Origin of the sequence: Sulfurovum sp. UBA12169, from assembly GCA_002742845.1 — a bacterium.
Taxonomy (GTDB): Bacteria; Campylobacterota; Campylobacteria; order Campylobacterales; family Sulfurovaceae; genus Sulfurovum.
Genome location: DLUH01000001.1, coordinates 18,881 through 34,133 on the forward strand (window position 1 = coordinate 18,881; position 15,253 = coordinate 34,133).

Annotated in this window: 14 protein-coding genes; 12 read left to right on the forward strand and 2 right to left on the reverse strand. The window is 41.2% G+C overall.

From position 1 onward, the window contains the following. Nucleotides 1-11: 11 nt before the first annotated feature. Genes CFH81_00110 through CFH81_00135 form a run of 6 tightly spaced genes read left to right on the forward strand, consistent with a single transcriptional unit; the run spans nt 12 to nt 3,530 of the window. Nucleotides 12-422 (forward strand): tRNA (adenosine(37)-N6)-threonylcarbamoyltransferase complex ATPase subunit type 1 TsaE, encoded by a 411-nt coding sequence (locus CFH81_00110; GenBank protein ID DAB40746.1) that lies wholly within the window; start codon nt 12-14, stop codon nt 420-422. Beyond that, nucleotides 422-1,144 (forward strand): LPS export ABC transporter ATP-binding protein, encoded by a 723-nt coding sequence (lptB, locus tag CFH81_00115; protein DAB40747.1) that lies wholly within the window; start codon nt 422-424, stop codon nt 1,142-1,144. The genes CFH81_00110 and lptB overlap by 1 nt, the downstream gene beginning before the upstream one ends. Further along, nucleotides 1,144-1,917 carry a TIGR02757 family protein gene (locus CFH81_00120; protein DAB40748.1) on the forward strand — a complete coding sequence of 258 codons (774 nt, stop codon included), beginning with the start codon at nt 1,144-1,146 and terminating at the stop codon, nt 1,915-1,917. Before lptB ends, CFH81_00120 begins: the two co-directional genes overlap by 1 nt. Nucleotides 1,918-1,972: 55 nt before the next feature. Beyond that, nucleotides 1,973-2,692 carry a F0F1 ATP synthase subunit A gene (locus CFH81_00125; GenBank protein DAB40749.1) on the forward strand — a complete coding sequence of 240 codons (720 nt, stop codon included), beginning with the start codon at nt 1,973-1,975 and terminating at the stop codon, nt 2,690-2,692. 21 nt (nt 2,693-2,713) lie between these two features. Next, nucleotides 2,714-2,989, forward strand: a complete 276-nt coding sequence (locus CFH81_00130; protein ID DAB40750.1) for a hypothetical protein — start codon at nt 2,714-2,716, stop codon at nt 2,987-2,989. Nucleotide 2,990: 1 nt separating this feature from the next. After that, nucleotides 2,991-3,530, forward strand: a complete 540-nt coding sequence (locus CFH81_00135) for a thiamine phosphate synthase (protein DAB40751.1) — start codon at nt 2,991-2,993, stop codon at nt 3,528-3,530. Nucleotides 3,531-3,538: 8 nt separating this feature from the next. Here the strand turns inward: CFH81_00135 and CFH81_00140 are convergent, their stop codons facing one another. Beyond that, complete coding sequence (locus CFH81_00140) at nt 3,539-4,249, reverse strand: DUF445 domain-containing protein (GenBank protein ID DAB40752.1); 711 nt, start codon at nt 4,247-4,249, stop codon at nt 3,539-3,541. Between the two features lie 114 nt (nt 4,250-4,363). Here CFH81_00140 and CFH81_00145 point away from each other — a divergent pair, with 114 nt between their 5' ends. The 6 genes from CFH81_00145 to CFH81_00170 all read left to right on the forward strand — a co-directional run bounded on the left by CFH81_00145 (nt 4,364) and on the right by CFH81_00170 (nt 14,074). After that, entirely contained in the window at nt 4,364-5,794 is a 1,431-nt protein-coding gene (locus tag CFH81_00145) for an Asp-tRNA(Asn)/Glu-tRNA(Gln) amidotransferase GatCAB subunit B (protein DAB40753.1), read from the forward strand. A 20-nt stretch (nt 5,795-5,814) separates the two neighbouring features. Further along, the gene (locus tag CFH81_00150; protein ID DAB40754.1) at nt 5,815-7,362 is read left to right on the forward strand and encodes a potassium channel protein; all 1,548 of its coding nucleotides are present in this window, start codon (nt 5,815-5,817) and stop codon (nt 7,360-7,362) included. Further along, nucleotides 7,359-8,066 (forward strand): potassium channel protein, encoded by a 708-nt coding sequence (locus CFH81_00155; GenBank protein DAB40755.1) that lies wholly within the window; start codon nt 7,359-7,361, stop codon nt 8,064-8,066. Before CFH81_00150 ends, CFH81_00155 begins: the two co-directional genes overlap by 4 nt. A 3-nt stretch (nt 8,067-8,069) precedes the next feature. Next, the gene (locus CFH81_00160; GenBank protein DAB40756.1) at nt 8,070-8,957 is read left to right on the forward strand and encodes an NAD(P)H-dependent glycerol-3-phosphate dehydrogenase; all 888 of its coding nucleotides are present in this window, start codon (nt 8,070-8,072) and stop codon (nt 8,955-8,957) included. Between the two features lie 192 nt (nt 8,958-9,149). Beyond that, the gene (locus tag CFH81_00165; protein ID DAB40757.1) at nt 9,150-10,907 is read left to right on the forward strand and encodes an outer membrane protein assembly factor; all 1,758 of its coding nucleotides are present in this window, start codon (nt 9,150-9,152) and stop codon (nt 10,905-10,907) included. Further along, a complete protein-coding gene (locus CFH81_00170) occupies nt 10,904-14,074 on the forward strand; it encodes a hypothetical protein (GenBank protein ID DAB40758.1) in 3,171 nt (1,056 codons plus the stop codon). The genes CFH81_00165 and CFH81_00170 overlap by 4 nt, the downstream gene beginning before the upstream one ends. Here CFH81_00170 and nspC read toward each other — a convergent pair. After that, complete coding sequence (nspC, locus tag CFH81_00175; protein DAB40759.1) at nt 14,071-15,210, reverse strand: carboxynorspermidine decarboxylase; 1,140 nt, start codon at nt 15,208-15,210, stop codon at nt 14,071-14,073. The genes CFH81_00170 and nspC overlap by 4 nt on opposite strands. Nucleotides 15,211-15,253: the final 43 nt, after the last annotated feature.

Below are 15,253 nucleotides of genomic sequence, written 5' to 3' on the forward strand. Positions count from 1 at the left end.
GATCCTTATTTATGAAAGAAATCAGAGCATCGCTTGGTCAATTGGATAAGGTAGTTGCCTATCTTGAGAAGCGTTTGCCTCAAAACTGTATTGTTTTTTTACGCGGAGACTTGGCTGCAGGTAAAACCACGCTTACACAGGCAATTGCGAAATCAAGAGGGGTAGAGGGGGAGGTAACTTCCCCTACTTTTTCTTTGCAGCACTGTTACGGAAATAATCTTTACCATTATGATCTTTATCGGCTGGACCATGAAACGTTTATGCAAATGGGACTTTTTGAGGAGTTTGAAAAAGAGGGGTGGCACATGATAGAGTGGGGCAGTGATGCGCTTTGGAATTTTTTAAAAAATGTCGGATATCATTTGGTATTGATCAGCATTGAACCCGATGATCACAATAGAAGATACAGGATAGAAACATAATGCATAAACTTGAAGCCAAACATCTCTCAAAGACGATCAAGAAAACCAAAATTGTTCATGATATTTCTTTGGTGGTAAAAAGCAAAGAGATCGTAGGACTTCTGGGGCCTAACGGCGCGGGTAAAACCACCTCATTTTATATGGTATGCGGCTTGACGGGCACAACCGGAGGAGAAGTTTTTTTAGATGGCCATGATATCACAAAGCTCCCTCTTAGCAGCAGAGCCAAACTGGGCATAGGCTATCTTCCTCAAGAATCAAGCATCTTTAAAGACCTGACGGTCGAAGAAAATCTTCTTATTGCAGCTGAGGCGCTAAACCTGTCCAAGGAGACTATCGGGCCCCGAATAGAAAAATTGCTCGAAATTTTTAACATAGAACCTATTCGCAACCGAGAAGGAATACGTCTAAGCGGCGGAGAGCGAAGAAGGGTTGAGATAGCAAGAGCATTGGTTGGCGAGCCGAAATTTTTATTGCTCGATGAGCCTTTTGCGGGAGTGGACCCCATCGCTGTTTTGGACATACAAAATATTATCAGGCAGCTTGTTGAGCTGGATATGGGAATTTTGATTACCGATCATAATGTGCGTGAAACATTGGGGATTTGCGACAGGGCTTACGTGATGCGAAGCGGAGAGATGCTCGCATCAGGCACCAGCGAAGAGATAGCCCACGATAAAAATGTGCGCAGATACTATCTTGGGGAGCATTTTACATTTTGATGCAGCAGAGTTTCGGCAAGGTCAATGCAAAAGAGCTTAAGCAGCTTTTGGACCGCGAAGTTGAAAATCGCAATCATAACGCCGAACTCTCCTATGCCAGACCGGATCCTCTTTTGATTGCTTCACGTTATAAGGATGAATCTATTGCTCTTGTTTGTGCCTTGTTTGCTTACGGAAATGCTCACAGCATTGTTGCATTTTTAGACAGTTTGAATTTTTCTTTGCTTCAAAAAGAGGAAGAAAAGATAAAAACAATGCTGACAAAACACTATTATCGTTTTCAAAAAAATGAAGATGTCACAGCGTTGTTTATAGCTTTAAAGCGCCTAAAAGAGGTGGATACAATAGAGAATTTTTTTTATGAGGGGTACAAAAAAGAGGAAAATATACTGGAGGGATTATGGCATTTTATCACCGCGCTGAAAGCGATTTATCCGCATAAAAGCTACGGATACGGCTTTCTCTCGGGCAATCTGCCCAAAACGTTGAGTCAGGCGGGGACCTACAAGCGCTATTTGATGTATTTGCGCTGGATGGTGCGAAAAGATGCACTCGATATGGGATTGTGGAAAAAAATAGATAAAAAAGATTTACTGATTCCGTTGGATACACATACGTTTCATGTGTCAAGAAAACTGGGTCTTCTTAAGCGCAAAAGTTATGACATGAAAGCGGTTTTAGAGTTGACCGGCACATTAAAAAAGTTTGACAGCAAAGATCCTGTCAAATATGATTTTGCACTTTATCGTCTGGGGCAGGAAAAAAGAGTGTAATTCTAAGCATAAAAAGTGTATAATCCCCAAAATATTACACAAAAGAGGATGTTTTATGGAAGGTGTATTTACCTATTTAGGTGCTATTTTTGGTCATGGCGATGCGATGATGGTTGCGCATTTGATTTTGGTCGCAATAATTGTACTATTTATCGCAAAAATGGCAACAAAAAGTTTTAGAGCGGTACCTTCAGGTACGCAAAACGTGATGGAAGCCTATCTTGGCGGTGTGATTGCAATGGGGAAAGATGTGATTGGTGAAGAGCTGGCCAGAAAATATTTTCCTCTTGTGGCAGCAGTTGGACTTTTTATTTTTATTTCAAATGTCATCGGTATCGTTCCCGGCTTTGAAGCTCCAACTTCCAATATTAACGTAACATTGCCGTTGGCGCTTATGGTGTTTGTGTATTATAACTACGAAGGTATTAGAAAAAATGGCGTAGTTCACTATTTTGCACACTTTGCAGGACCGGTAAAGATGCTTGCGCCTTTAATGTTCCCTATTGAAATCGTTTCACACCTTTCTAGAATCATCTCGCTTTCATTCAGGCTTTTTGGTAACATCAAAGGAGATGATCTTTTCTTATGGGTACTTTTGATGCTGGTGCCTTTTATTGCTCCGCTTCCGGCCTATCTGTTGCTTACGTTTTCTGCATTGTTGCAAACGTTTGTATTTATGATACTTATCTACGTGTATCTTGCCGGTGCTGTTGCGATAGACGCAGAGCATGAAAAAGCACCCAATCCTGTTGTAGATACGATAGGCGCAGTGTAGTTTTTCTTTGGTATATACCCTATGAGACTGCCATCGTCTAAGTTAAATTTTGTAGTCAATTTTTTTCTTGGGGTCGCATGGGCTTTTGTGCTCATCGGCGCCGTCACTTCTTTTTTATCTTTTTATCAAATCAATTTATTGCTTGCTGTCATGAGTGCCGTTGTAGCAGTTTTGCCGGGCTTGCTGGCTGTTTTAATTTTAGAGCACTTTATCACCGTTCAAGAGCAGTATGCAGAATTAAAAAAACAGACAGACCTTCTTGAAAAATTACTTGTTTTAAAAGAACAAGACCGTTAAGATGCTTTTTTACGCAATCACTGATCCCTCTACCTTGGATTTTGAATCTTTAGAGAGGGATTTGAGACGTTTTTCCCAAAAAGCCTCTATGATCGTTTATAGAGATAAAAACTGTAAAACGTATGCTGTTTATGCCAAAAAGTTTGTGGAAACCGCAAAGCGGTTTGGATTTGATAAAGTGTTGCTGCACGGTGATGCGGATTTGGCAAAATCCTGCGGTGCGGACGGTGTGCATTTGAGAAGCGATCAGTTTGATCAGATCAAAAAAGCCAAAGCAGCCAATCTTTTTGTCATTGTAAGCACCCATCTGCTCAAAGAGGCAAAACAGGCTGAAGCGCTCGGTGCAGATATGGTGACTTTTAGTCCTGTGTTTGAGACGCCCAACAAAGGAGAGCCGGTCGGCCTGGTCGGCCTTCAGAAGATTTCCTCAATCCTGTCGATACCGGTGATAGCCTTGGGAGGTATCACGACGCAAGAGCGTGCAGAGGCCTGTAAAAAGGCCGGCGCAGAAGGGGTTGGCGCTATTCGTTATTTTGCATAGCATAAAAGCTAAAGAACCAGCGAAGAAACCACTCCTATCAAGCCTCCAAAAACTCCGCCCCAGATCACGAGCCAACCCAAATGCTCACCGATGAGCTGCTGTACTAACTCTTTGATCATTTTGGGTGTAAGCTCATCAAGTCTTTGTGCAACAATCTGTTCTATAGAAAGCATAAAGTCGCTGCTTAAGGAAGAGTGTGCAAGATGATGCTCTAGTTGTGCTTTGAACATTTTTGAACCCACGATGGCTGTAACGGCATTTTTAAGTTTGTCTGCAAAAGGTTCCCGTAGAGAATCCAGGGCATTTTGTCCGCCAAACATAGAAACCATTCCTCCAAATTTTGATTCCATTACCGTTAAAGAAAGTGCATCAAAAGCGGGAGTAAAATCTGTGGAACCAATAAGAGGCGCAAGATCTATTTTTTGGTCTTCCTGCTGGAAAAACGCCTCTATTTTTTCTTTGGTGAAAAATTGAGTCATGATCATAGAATGAATCGCTTTTTTAAACATTTCAAAGTTTTTTTCAATGACTCCCGAGCCATAGAGTCCGGGGATTTTTTCAAATAGCATATGAATAGCAATTTGATTGGTGAGTGATCCTGAAAGTGCGAACAGTCCTGCATAAAGCAATGCAGATTGGTATGCAGGAGATACCAAATAAGAAAGCCCGATACACAAGAGTGCAGAAATATTGGTGAGTGTAGGTTTTGAAAAAAACAATCCAACTCCTTTTTTTGATAAAATCGTATCAAAAAAAGTTTCATCTACCCTAAATAAGCAAAAGGGTATAATAAAATTATTATTATTTTGTCATTTTTTAAAAGGAAAATACTTATGTTTGAAACCGTCATCGGTCTTGAAGTCCATGTCCAGCTTAACACAAAAACAAAGATCTTTTGCTCTTGTCCTACTTCGTTTGCAGCGCATCAAAACGAAAACACCTGCCCCACCTGTCTGGCCTTGCCGGGCGCCTTGCCTGTACTCAACCTTGAAGCGGTCAAAAAAGCAATGAATTTTGGATACGCGATCGATGCCAAGGTTAATCAAAAATCGATTTTCAACCGCAAAAGTTATTTTTATCCGGATAGCCCTATGGCCTACCAAATCAGTCAATTTGACATTCCTATCGTCGGAGAAGGATCATTGAGTATCGATTTTGATGACGGAACAACCAAAGTTATAGGCATTACCCGCGCCCACCTTGAAGCAGATGCGGGAAAAAATATGCACGAAGGAAACATCTCCAAGGTTGATCTGAACCGTGCAGGAACTCCTTTGCTTGAGATTGTTTCTGAACCTGATATGAGATCAGCGGATGAGGCGGTGCGTTATCTGAAAAAACTGCACTCTATTGTGCGTTATCTCGATATCAGTGATGCCAACATGCAGGAGGGATCGTTTAGATGCGATGTAAACGTCTCTATCCGCCCTAAAGGGCAAAAGACGTTTGGCACAAGAGTGGAGATAAAAAATATCAACTCTTTTAGATTTGTAGCCGCTGCGATCGCGTATGAAGTGCAAAGACAGACAGAAGCATATGAAGACGGAGTATATGAGCGCGAAATTTGTCAGGAAACAAGGTTGTGGAATGTGGCTGAGGGGGTTACGAAATCTATGAGAGGAAAAGAAGAGAGCGCAGACTACCGTTATTTTCCGGATCCCGATCTTCGTCCTGTCATCGTGACTGAAGCGATGATGGAAGAAGCAAAAATTATTCCCGAGCTTCCTGATGCGAAAGTAAAACGCTATATTGAAGAACTTGGCATAAAAAAAGAGGATGCGCTTGTAATCACAGCGGCCAAAGAGATGGCATATTATTTTGAGGAGATGCTTGCACACGGCGCTGTTGCAAAATCAGCGGTGACATGGCTTACTTCAGAACTGCTGGGGCGGCTCAATAAAGCAGGCATTTCGATCGAAAATTCCCCCGTGGATGCAAAAACACTCGGTTGCCTAGTCTCTAAAATCGAAGACGATACGATTTCCGGCAAAGGTGCCAAAGAGGTACTTGACTATATGATGGAAAATGAAAGCAAAGATATCGATGCTATTATTGAACAGTTAGGACTTATGCAGGTGAGTGATGACGGTGCAATTTTGGCCATCATTGATGAAATACTTGCGAACAATCAGGACAAGGTAGCCGAGTACAGATCAGGAAAAGACAAACTGTTTGGATTTTTTGTCGGACAAACGATGAAAGCCAGTAAAGGATCTGCCAATCCGGGAAAGGTCAATGAACTGCTAAAGCAAAAATTAGATTAAGCTAAAAAAGGAACGGAAAAATGAATCAATGGGTATTGAAGATCGCACTGATTCTTTCCCGCTCCAACCGCTACAAAACGGTCAAATCTTTTGTCCGAGGCATACTGAACGATTCCTCGAATCCTTATAAAAAATATGTCGATTTGAGCATTATCTTTTTGATAATGACCTCTATAACAATTCTTGTCTATCAGGTTAAGCATCCTGTGCCTGTATGGGCAGATTACTATGATATCTATGTCGTTTCGGCCATTTTTTTGGTTGAGTACCTTTTCCGCGTATGGGTTCACAGCGATATCACGCCCTTGGTGATCGAAGAGTATCGGCAATCCCAATTTTTAGGAAAAACGTTTCATGCTGTCAAACCCCTGAAGCTTGCAGGCAAGGAAAAGATGGAGTATATGCTCACCCCTTCGGCCATTATCGATCTTTTAGCGATATTTCCTGCATACAGGCCGTTAAGGATTTTGCGTATTTTTGTTCTTTTTCGCGTATTTAAACTGCTTCGCTACGCCAAAAATATCAGTCAATTTACCCATGTGCTTTCAAGCAAACGTTTTGAGCTGCTGACTCTTTTGTTTCTTTTGATTTTTGTTGTTATGACTGCGGGGGTGGCCCTTTACGTTATCGAAGAGCAGGTCAATCCCGACATCGAATCGCTTTTTGATGCAATCTATTGGGCTTTGGTGACGATTTCAACCGTTGGGTATGGGGACATTTCCCCCGTAACGGATGCAGGAAGAAGCATCTCGATGGTGATTATTATCAGCGGTATTGCGATGATTTCTTTTGCAACCTCTGTGATCGTTTCGGCTTTTTCAGAAAAATTGGTTGAGCTAAAAGAGGATCGAATTGTCGAAAAGATTAACAAAAATAAACAATTTGTTATCATTTGCGGATATGGCCAAATGACTAAAATGTTTTTTGCCCAAAATGATGACCGTCTGCAAAATTATATTATTCTCGAAAAAGACCCGCTTAAAGTCCACGAAGCCCAAAAAGACGGTTTTGATGTGATACAAGAGGATGCCAGCCGCTATAAGACGCTTAGCAAATTTAACGTGATGCACTCGAAGATTACACTGCTTTGCCTTACCAAAAACGACATTGAAAACATCTATATCACCCTCAATGCCAAAAGCGTCTCTCCTAAAATAGATGTTATAGCCAGGGCAAGCAGCCGCGAGATGGTGAAAAAATTTGAGCGTGCCGGAGCAGACCACATCTTACTGCCCACCGAAGTAGCCGATACGATGATACGTACCGCCATTTCCCATCCTAGGATGTATAAGGCGGTACATGCCATTTTGGCCGGAAAAGGCACTGCACGTGTTGATGAGATACGTGTGCTGGAGCAGGACATGATTTGTCAAAAACGTGTTGATCAGATTGATTTTAAATCTTTCAGACTTCTTTTTATCGGTATCTACAGAGGCAAAGATCATCCTTTTATGTTTATTCCCTCCAAAGATGAGATATTTCAACAAGAAGATGTGCTGTTGGTGATGGGGCAAGAAGCAAGTATCGAATATTTTAAAGATCTCTACAAAAGAGGCGGACGATCATGATAGACTCAAGAGTTTTTTTGTTTGGTTACAGTAATCACGGAAAACCTATTGCCAGGGGGTTAAGTGAAGACGGTTTTTATGTGGTGATTGTCGAATCCGATGAAAAAAATTCTCAACAAGCCAAAGAAGACGGTTTTGAGGAGACGTATTTGGTTGATGTAACCAATGATGAGCATTTGATAAAATTAAATATTACGCCAAAAGATCAGCTTGTCTGTGTAATGGATGATGAGCATCTCAATGTCTTTTTGACGCTGTCGCTTCGTTCCCTGTTTGAGACATGCACCATTTTGTCCATCTCCGATTCGATCCATACAACGCAAAAACTCAAAATGGCAGGTGCCGATAAAGTAATTGATCTTTACGAAGTGAGCGCCAACCGCATCCACAGTATCCTCAAAAGGCCGGTTACAATAAAACTTCTTGAAGGATTTGTGGGTGACCGTCGCGAAATTAGTTTTAAAGAGTTTGTGATCTCGGAGGATTCTTTTCTAAGAGGTGTGATGTCTGATGAATATAGCTTTGAACAGCATGGGGTGCTTTTGGTGGGAATGATCGATCAGGAACTTGGAAACAATTTTATCTTTGCAACTGCAGGCGTGAATCACAAGTTGGATACCGGCGACATGATCGTTTGCCTGGGAAGCGAAGAAAATCTGAATGCATTTGAAAATTTTATCACCCAAACAAAAGAGAGAGGATAAGCTATGAAGATTGCCATTATCGGTGCGGGCAAATGGGGACAGGCTCTTTATCATGCCTACAGCCAAAATAATGATGTGGTCATCTCTTCTCGTACACCCAGAGAGATAGAGCATTTCGTTTCAGTAGATGAAGCTTTGGGCAGAGAGTATCTTGTTATGGCCATACCTGCACAAAATGTGCGCAGCTGGATGCAGGAACATTTCAAAGACAAAGGGCAGAAGATTTTGGTTGCAGCCAAAGGAATAGAGACAGCCACGGGAGCTTTTTTGAATGAGATTTATTCGGAGTTTGTTTCTCCTGACAGATTGGCTTTTATCTCCGGGCCCTCTTTTGCAAGCGAAGTGAAAGAATCTTTGCCCACAGCACTGATCATCAGCTCAACCAATTTGGAACTTGCAAAAATCTATGCAGACGCATTGCCGGATTTTATCAAGGGTTATGTTAGTGATGATGTGGTAGGTGCAGAAGTTGCAGGAGCCTACAAGAATGTAATTGCCATTGCAGGAGGTGTTTGTGACGGGTTGGGGCTTGGAAATAATGCCAGAGCCGCACTTATCTCAAGAGGGCTCGTGGAGATGACGAGATTTGGTCTATTTTTTGGTGCGAAAAGCGAAACTTTTCTTTCTTTGGGGGGTGCGGGAGATCTTTTTTTGACCGCCAGTTCCACACTCTCACGTAATTATAGGGTAGGACTGGGGCTTGCTGCCAAAAAAAGCATGGATGTGATACTCCGGGAGTTGGGAGAGGTTGCAGAGGGTGTACCAACAGCCAGAGCGCTTCATAAGATAGCCCAAGAAAAGCAGATTTATTTACCTATCGCTGCTGAAGTTTATGCGATGATAGAAGAGAACAAAGACCCTATGCAGAGCGTAAGGGATCTGCTGCGTTAAGAAATTTGGATTTTGCCCTATCTCCCCAAATTCGATTCTAGATTAAGATGACGGAATTTTCGCCATTGAGGATTTGATCGTGAATCGAATTTATGCGCGAATCAGAAGTTTTAACTGCACGTTTTTGGACAAAGACACAAAGGCTTTATGTTAATTTCTTTTTGATAAAATGTAAAAAATGGAGATCGAAGAATGAATTATAAACAAATACTTTTTTTTGCTTTGTTTTTAAGCGGGTTGTGCAGTGCCAAGGAGACCCCATTGCCTACGCACACCATTCATATCTCAGGACAAAAGGCATTTGAGGAGGCAAAACTTTATGATGCGTTAAGCGCAGATACTAAAAGTTTTTTCCAGTTTTGGAAAGAAGATACTCCTCGCATTAAAGACAAACTGATCCCGACACTCGACCCGACATTAAAAAGTTTTTATGATTCTGAGGGGTTTTATGATGCAAATTTTACGATCAAAGAGACCAATACCTCAGTTACTATAAAAATCAATGAAAACTCACCTGTTCTTGTTAACGATATCGCCATAAGCAGCGACTACAGCATCGCCGAATATGTTACCTTTAAAAAAGGTGAAAGATTCAGGGCCAAAGAGTTTGTTCGTATTAAAAATGAAATTATCAGTGCTTTGCTTAAAGACGGGTATTGCAGCTATGATCTTGATACCAAGGCGTATGTGGATTTAGAGTCCCACCGGGTTGATCTGAGATATGCGTTGAAAAAAGGTGATATTTGTGTATTTGATCAAACCAATATCAAGGGCTTAAAGACAATAGATGAGAAGATAGTGCTTTCGCGCATAGCGGCAAAAGAGGGGGAACGATTTGATACAAGACGCATTGAGCAGACCTATGCAAACCTATACATGCTTGATGCCTTTGACAGTGTGATCGTAAATTCGAATCGTAAGTTTTACAATAAAGTTCCTATAGATATCGTCTTGAGTGAGGTAAGAAAGCCCTATCATCTGGAGACGGGTGCGGGTTATGATACGTATGTGGGAGCGCGTGTGCATAGCGAAGTGACTAAGAAAAATTTTATGGGCGATGCGCAAAAAATAAAACTGCAGATATCATGGTCACAAAAAGAAGAGCTTCTTCAGTTGGATTTTTTTAAACCGGCCTGGTTTGATCTGTTTGGGTACTATCTGGATTTTGGTGCAGTTGCAGGATATTCCAATCTTGAATATGACGGATTTATGGAAAAAAAAGAGTATACAAGGGCATACTTTGAGCATGAACATGAAAAATTAAAACTCAGGGCCGGAGTCGCGCTTGAAAATATTGACATCGCCCTGATAGACAATCTCGCAGACAATCAAGTGCTTCAGCAAGCGATTAATGACGGTACATTTTTGCTTTTTTATCCCTATTTTGAAGGGATATATGATGCAAGGGATTCAAAACTCAATCCCAAATACGGCTATTATCTATCGGGATATTTTGAATACGGTGTTCCTTACAGTGATGAAGCAAGCGTGTATGAAAAATTGCTTATTGAGGGAAGATATATTTATAGTTTCGGAAATTTGACGCTTGCAGGGGTGGCTAAAGCAGGAGTGATAGACCAGACGTCCAACGAAATTCCTGAGTCAAAACTCTTTTTTGGCGGAGGATCTTTTAGTAACAGGGCCTATGGTTTTAGAGAAATCGGCGTAATACTCTCTCCGACAGAGGAGAGTATCGAGGGCGCTTCGAGTATGCTCAATTTCTCTTTTGAAGCAGATTATCCCATATGGGGTGATTTCTATGGAGCAGTTTTTACGGACAATACGATGCTGACAAAAGAGAGTTATGATTTTTCGGGAGATTTCATCACTTCCGCAGGGGCGGGTGTGCGCTATATGACGCCTATCGGGCCTATCAAGATGGATATAGGAGTTAACGTTCATGATCCGTCTCAGTACGGTATTTCATTTCAAATAGGACAATCATTTTGAAAACAGTATCCTCAAGCAACTCAGATTTTGGGCGAAACGGTATTATCTTTTTTATCTTTTTTGCAGTGTTTGCATTGGGAGGCATGATCTATTTTGCAGCCAATTCGCCGTGGGTAATTCAAAAGGCAGCAGAGAAGTTTGCTCCCCAATACGGTATCTCTTATGAAGGGCTGAGAGGAAATGTTTTTACGGGGATAGAGATAGAAACACCGAGCTACAAAGGCGAGCCTTTGGCTGAAAAGATTACATTAAAATGGAATCCCAATGCACTTTTGCATAAACACATTGCTGTTACAAAATTGCAGATAGAAAAAGCGAATGTTGATACGATCGAAAAATTTGTTTCTTCATTTGAAAGCGATGAGCCTAAAAAAGATTCGAAACCGTTCGATTTTACGGTAGCAATCGAAAATCTTTCTGTAAGTCTTGATGCGTTTGTACGCAATGCAATTACAGTGAGAGATTTTTTTGTCGGTGCACAAAAAGTGGTCTATCGCCAAGATGCGCTTGAAGTAGAAAATGCGATACTGTCTGCCGATACCAATATTACCAAGTTAAGTCTTGAGGCAAATTTTTTAAATCAGATATTGCAAATAGAGTCTTTATCGCTTGAAAATGTTGACACGGAGGCATTGGAAAAAATAGCCGCATCAATACAGAGCGCTGCTGTAAAAAATGCTGCCGCCGAGAACAAAAACGATCTTGAGAGCGTTGAGCCGTCACCGTTTATTCCCAAATATGTCAAATTGCATCAGGCAGATATCTCTTTGCTTCCCAGAAGCTTTGAATCGCTTAAGATAGACCGTTTTGTGCTGAAGGGCGAAAATGTGGTATTGAATACGGAAAAATTATCAGCAGAGCAGGGCTTATTAGATTTGAATATGACTTCTAATGTCGGTAACGCGCTTTACCAAGGAAACATTCGCCAAAATATACTGATGGGAAGATTGAATATTATACCGAGTCCAGCACTTTTTGATCTCTATAAACTCCCGGTTCGCAAAGAAGCTATCACAAATATCGCTATGGATCTTAATATATCCAAAGAAGAAGCGGTTGCAGATTTAAACACCAAAGCCATGCGAATTTTGGATCAAGAAGAAGGCCAACTGAATATAGATGTCGATGATCTTCATTCGCATGCGGTTTACAAAATCGCCAGCAAAACCCTGCAGATAGATTCGCATCTTTTGGTTACTACCCCTTATGCAAAAGGAGTTTTATTGACCAATACCTTGGAAATAGGCAAAATGATCCGCTACAACGGAAAGATTCAAGCAAAAACATTGACGGGCATCGATCCCAAATTAGCAAAACTATTGGAGTCTCCGGTACTAGCTTATGAAGGAAACATCAGCAGCTTGCAGGCCCAATTGGAATCTGGCCATATCAAAGGAGATTTCAATTTGTCTGAATTCAAAAAAGGGCGGCTGCATCTTGAGACAAAAGAAGCTATCATGCTGAGCGAAATATTTGAGCTTCCGGTAGGGCTGCAAAAAGCAAAAGGCAATGTGACAGTAGATATGCCTTTGGATTTTGATGCAAATGCGACATGGGAAGGTAAAACAAAAATAGATTCCGATCTTGTCACTATTGATGCGGATATTTTGTATAAAAAAACGCTTCAGATCAGCATGACAAGCATAATACCGCAAAATTCTCTTTTAAAATCATACAACAAAGCAATCAAATGGGAGAATCTCAGCCCACTGAAAGCAGAATTGGTTTGGGATAAAAAAACCGTAGACACAAAAGTGGATACTGAGGTATTTAAAGCAAGCGCCGTTTATGCATTGGAAGATTCAAAAATCAATGGAAAATTCAATTTGGGCGGGATGCAAGCCGATATAGGCGGAATTTTGGATAAAGCATTCACGGTAGATATTAAAGCGCAATCCCTACAGATACTGATGAAAGATTTGCAATCTATTTATACTCTTAAGGAGATACCTCAAGTTGAAGGAAGCGCAAATCTTCACGCAGAAATTACAGAGCTTAAGCATGTCGATTTGCTGCTTTCTTCCCCTAAAATAAGCTATAAAGCCGATTCCAAAACAATATACCATCTCACCGATATTGCGTTTAAAAGCCGTCTGGAAGCATCTAAAATAACTTTGGAAAACTATCGGGTTACTTATGACAAGCAAAAGTTTTTTGCTACCAAACCATCAACAATCCAAATGGAGAATGATACGCTGCAAGTGGTAGAATTATGGGTTAACGATGAGGTAAAAACGAAAGGATCTTATAACACTAAAACCCTAAAAGGCGAATTTGCAACCACGGCAGATTCGCTTCATATCTCCCATGAGGCTGTAGAGTTTGACAGCAAAATCAATCTTAAAACCTCCCTGGACGGAAATAAAACATCTGTCGCCGGCGATATTACGCTTTTGGGCGGCAATGTATATTATGATATGAGCCGAAAAAGCTTTGCCTCGGATGAGGATATCATCATGGTTCAGGACATCAAAAAGAAAAAGCAAAGTTCTTTTATGGATAATTTGAGTGCAGCGGTACAGATAAAAACGCAAAAACCCCTTATCTACAAGCAAGGCGATATCGATATTGCCATCGATGCAAATTTATTGGTTTATAAAGCTGAGCATTCACCGTTAAATTTGATAGGTACTGTTGAGATCCCAAAAGGAGGAACCTATAGGTTTGAAAAGAAAAAGTTTGTTTTTGATAAAAGCTATCTGTATTTTACCGGTAACCCTAAAAAGCCGATGCTTGAGGCTAAAATAGAAAACAGAGCCCTTCACCATCTTATCACGATTGTCGCTTCGGGATCGCCTGATGCGCCTGTCGTTAATTTTTCTTCTTCTCCCAGCCTTACAAAAGAAGAGATACTTTCGGTTATTCTGTTTGATTCAGAGGCTGGGGCAGGGACTCATGACGGAGACGACATGATGAAAATGATGGGAGGTGCTATGGCAAAATCGGCATTGGTAAATGCCGGAGTAAAGATAGACCATCTTGTTTTCGGGGAAGGAAACAGTGTTGAAGTGGGAAAAAGACTTACCGATAAAATCACGATTATTTATGTCAATGATGAGATTGCCAGTGTCAAGCTTCAGTATAGACACACTCCTCACATTCAAAGCGTCTTGGAGGCAAGTGAAATTTCGCAATCCTATGATATTATCTATAAAACAGATTTTTAAGAAAGTCTGTTTTTGAAATCTTCATAGCCAAATTCTCGTACGACTTCTAAGGTGCCGTCGGCTCTTTGAATGGCAATGCTTGGAAGTTTAATCCCGTTAAATGTTGTTGCCTTGACCATCGTATAGTGCATCTGATCTTCAAAGACAATTTTATCGCCGATTTTAAGCGGCGCATCAAAACTATAATCCCCCATGATGTCTCCCGCCAAACAGGTGTTGCCTGCAAGACGGTATGTGTGGGTTTTCTCGCCGGCTTCGCCTGCATTGCGTACTTCGGCGCGATAAGGCATGATGATGGTATCGGGCATATGGGCTTCAGCAGAAGTATCAAGTATGGCGATATCTATTCCGTTGTGCACGATATCCAATACGGACGCTATCAACGATCCTGTCTCCCATCCTATAGCTTCACCCGGTTCAAGATACACCTCTACGTTATATTTGAATTTGAAAGCCTTGATAAGATCGATAAGCTTCTCAATATCATACCCTTTGCGTGTAATGTGATGTCCGCCGCCAAAATTGATCCACTTCATTTTAGGTATATAGGCTCCGAATTTCTCCTCAAAATGCTCGAGTACTTTTTCTAACGCTTCGCTTCCCTGCTCACAAAGTGCATGAACATGCAGTCCCTCGCATTGTGCCAGGATGCTCTCGTCAAAGTTTGCGATGGTGGTACCCAGTCTTGAGTAGAGTCCGCAAGGATTATAGATTTCCTTGGGAGATTCTGAGTATTCAGGATTGATACGCAATCCCAGCGAGAGCACAGGATTGATTTTTTTGGCTTGTGCAGCAAATCGTTTGAATTGTGCAGGAGAGTTGAAAACCAGATGATGAGAGATTTTTGCTATCTCATCGATCTCTTCTTCTTTGAATGCAGGCGAATAGGTGTGCACTTCCTTGCCAAAGGTGTCATAGGCAAGTTTTGCTTCGTGCAGTCCGCTGGCGCAGCATCCTTCCAAATAAGGTTTGATAGTGTCAAAGCTTTTCCAAAGCGCATAGCCTTTGAGCGCAAGCAACACTTTTGCGCCGCTTTCTTTTTTAATATAGGTTATTGTTTCCAAGTTTGAAATCAAGCGCTTTTCTTCAAGCAGCCAAACGGGAGAAGGTAGGTTGTAGGTAGGTTCTTTTTTCATAAATGCAAGTATAGCAATAGTATGCTAAAATTAATTTTGATAT

Excerpts from the sequence above, each read along its gene's own strand:
- CFH81_00110 (DAB40746.1), top strand. The coding sequence starts at position 12 with ATGAAAGAAATCAGAGCATCGCTTGGTCAATTGGATAAGGTAGTTGCC.
- lptB (DAB40747.1), top strand. The coding sequence starts at position 422 with ATGCATAAACTTGAAGCCAAACATCTCTCAAAGACGATCAAGAAAACC.
- CFH81_00120 (DAB40748.1), top strand. The coding sequence starts at position 1,144 with ATGCAGCAGAGTTTCGGCAAGGTCAATGCAAAAGAGCTTAAGCAGCTT.
- CFH81_00125 (DAB40749.1), top strand. The coding sequence starts at position 1,973 with ATGGAAGGTGTATTTACCTATTTAGGTGCTATTTTTGGTCATGGCGAT.
- CFH81_00130 (DAB40750.1), top strand. The coding sequence starts at position 2,714 with ATGAGACTGCCATCGTCTAAGTTAAATTTTGTAGTCAATTTTTTTCTT.
- CFH81_00135 (DAB40751.1), top strand. The coding sequence starts at position 2,991 with ATGCTTTTTTACGCAATCACTGATCCCTCTACCTTGGATTTTGAATCT.
- CFH81_00145 (DAB40753.1), top strand. The coding sequence starts at position 4,364 with ATGTTTGAAACCGTCATCGGTCTTGAAGTCCATGTCCAGCTTAACACA.
- CFH81_00150 (DAB40754.1), top strand. The coding sequence starts at position 5,815 with ATGAATCAATGGGTATTGAAGATCGCACTGATTCTTTCCCGCTCCAAC.
- CFH81_00155 (DAB40755.1), top strand. The coding sequence starts at position 7,359 with ATGATAGACTCAAGAGTTTTTTTGTTTGGTTACAGTAATCACGGAAAA.
- CFH81_00160 (DAB40756.1), top strand. The coding sequence starts at position 8,070 with ATGAAGATTGCCATTATCGGTGCGGGCAAATGGGGACAGGCTCTTTAT.
- CFH81_00165 (DAB40757.1), top strand. The coding sequence starts at position 9,150 with ATGAATTATAAACAAATACTTTTTTTTGCTTTGTTTTTAAGCGGGTTG.
- nspC (DAB40759.1), bottom strand. The coding sequence starts at position 15,210 with ATGAAAAAAGAACCTACCTACAACCTACCTTCTCCCGTTTGGCTGCTT.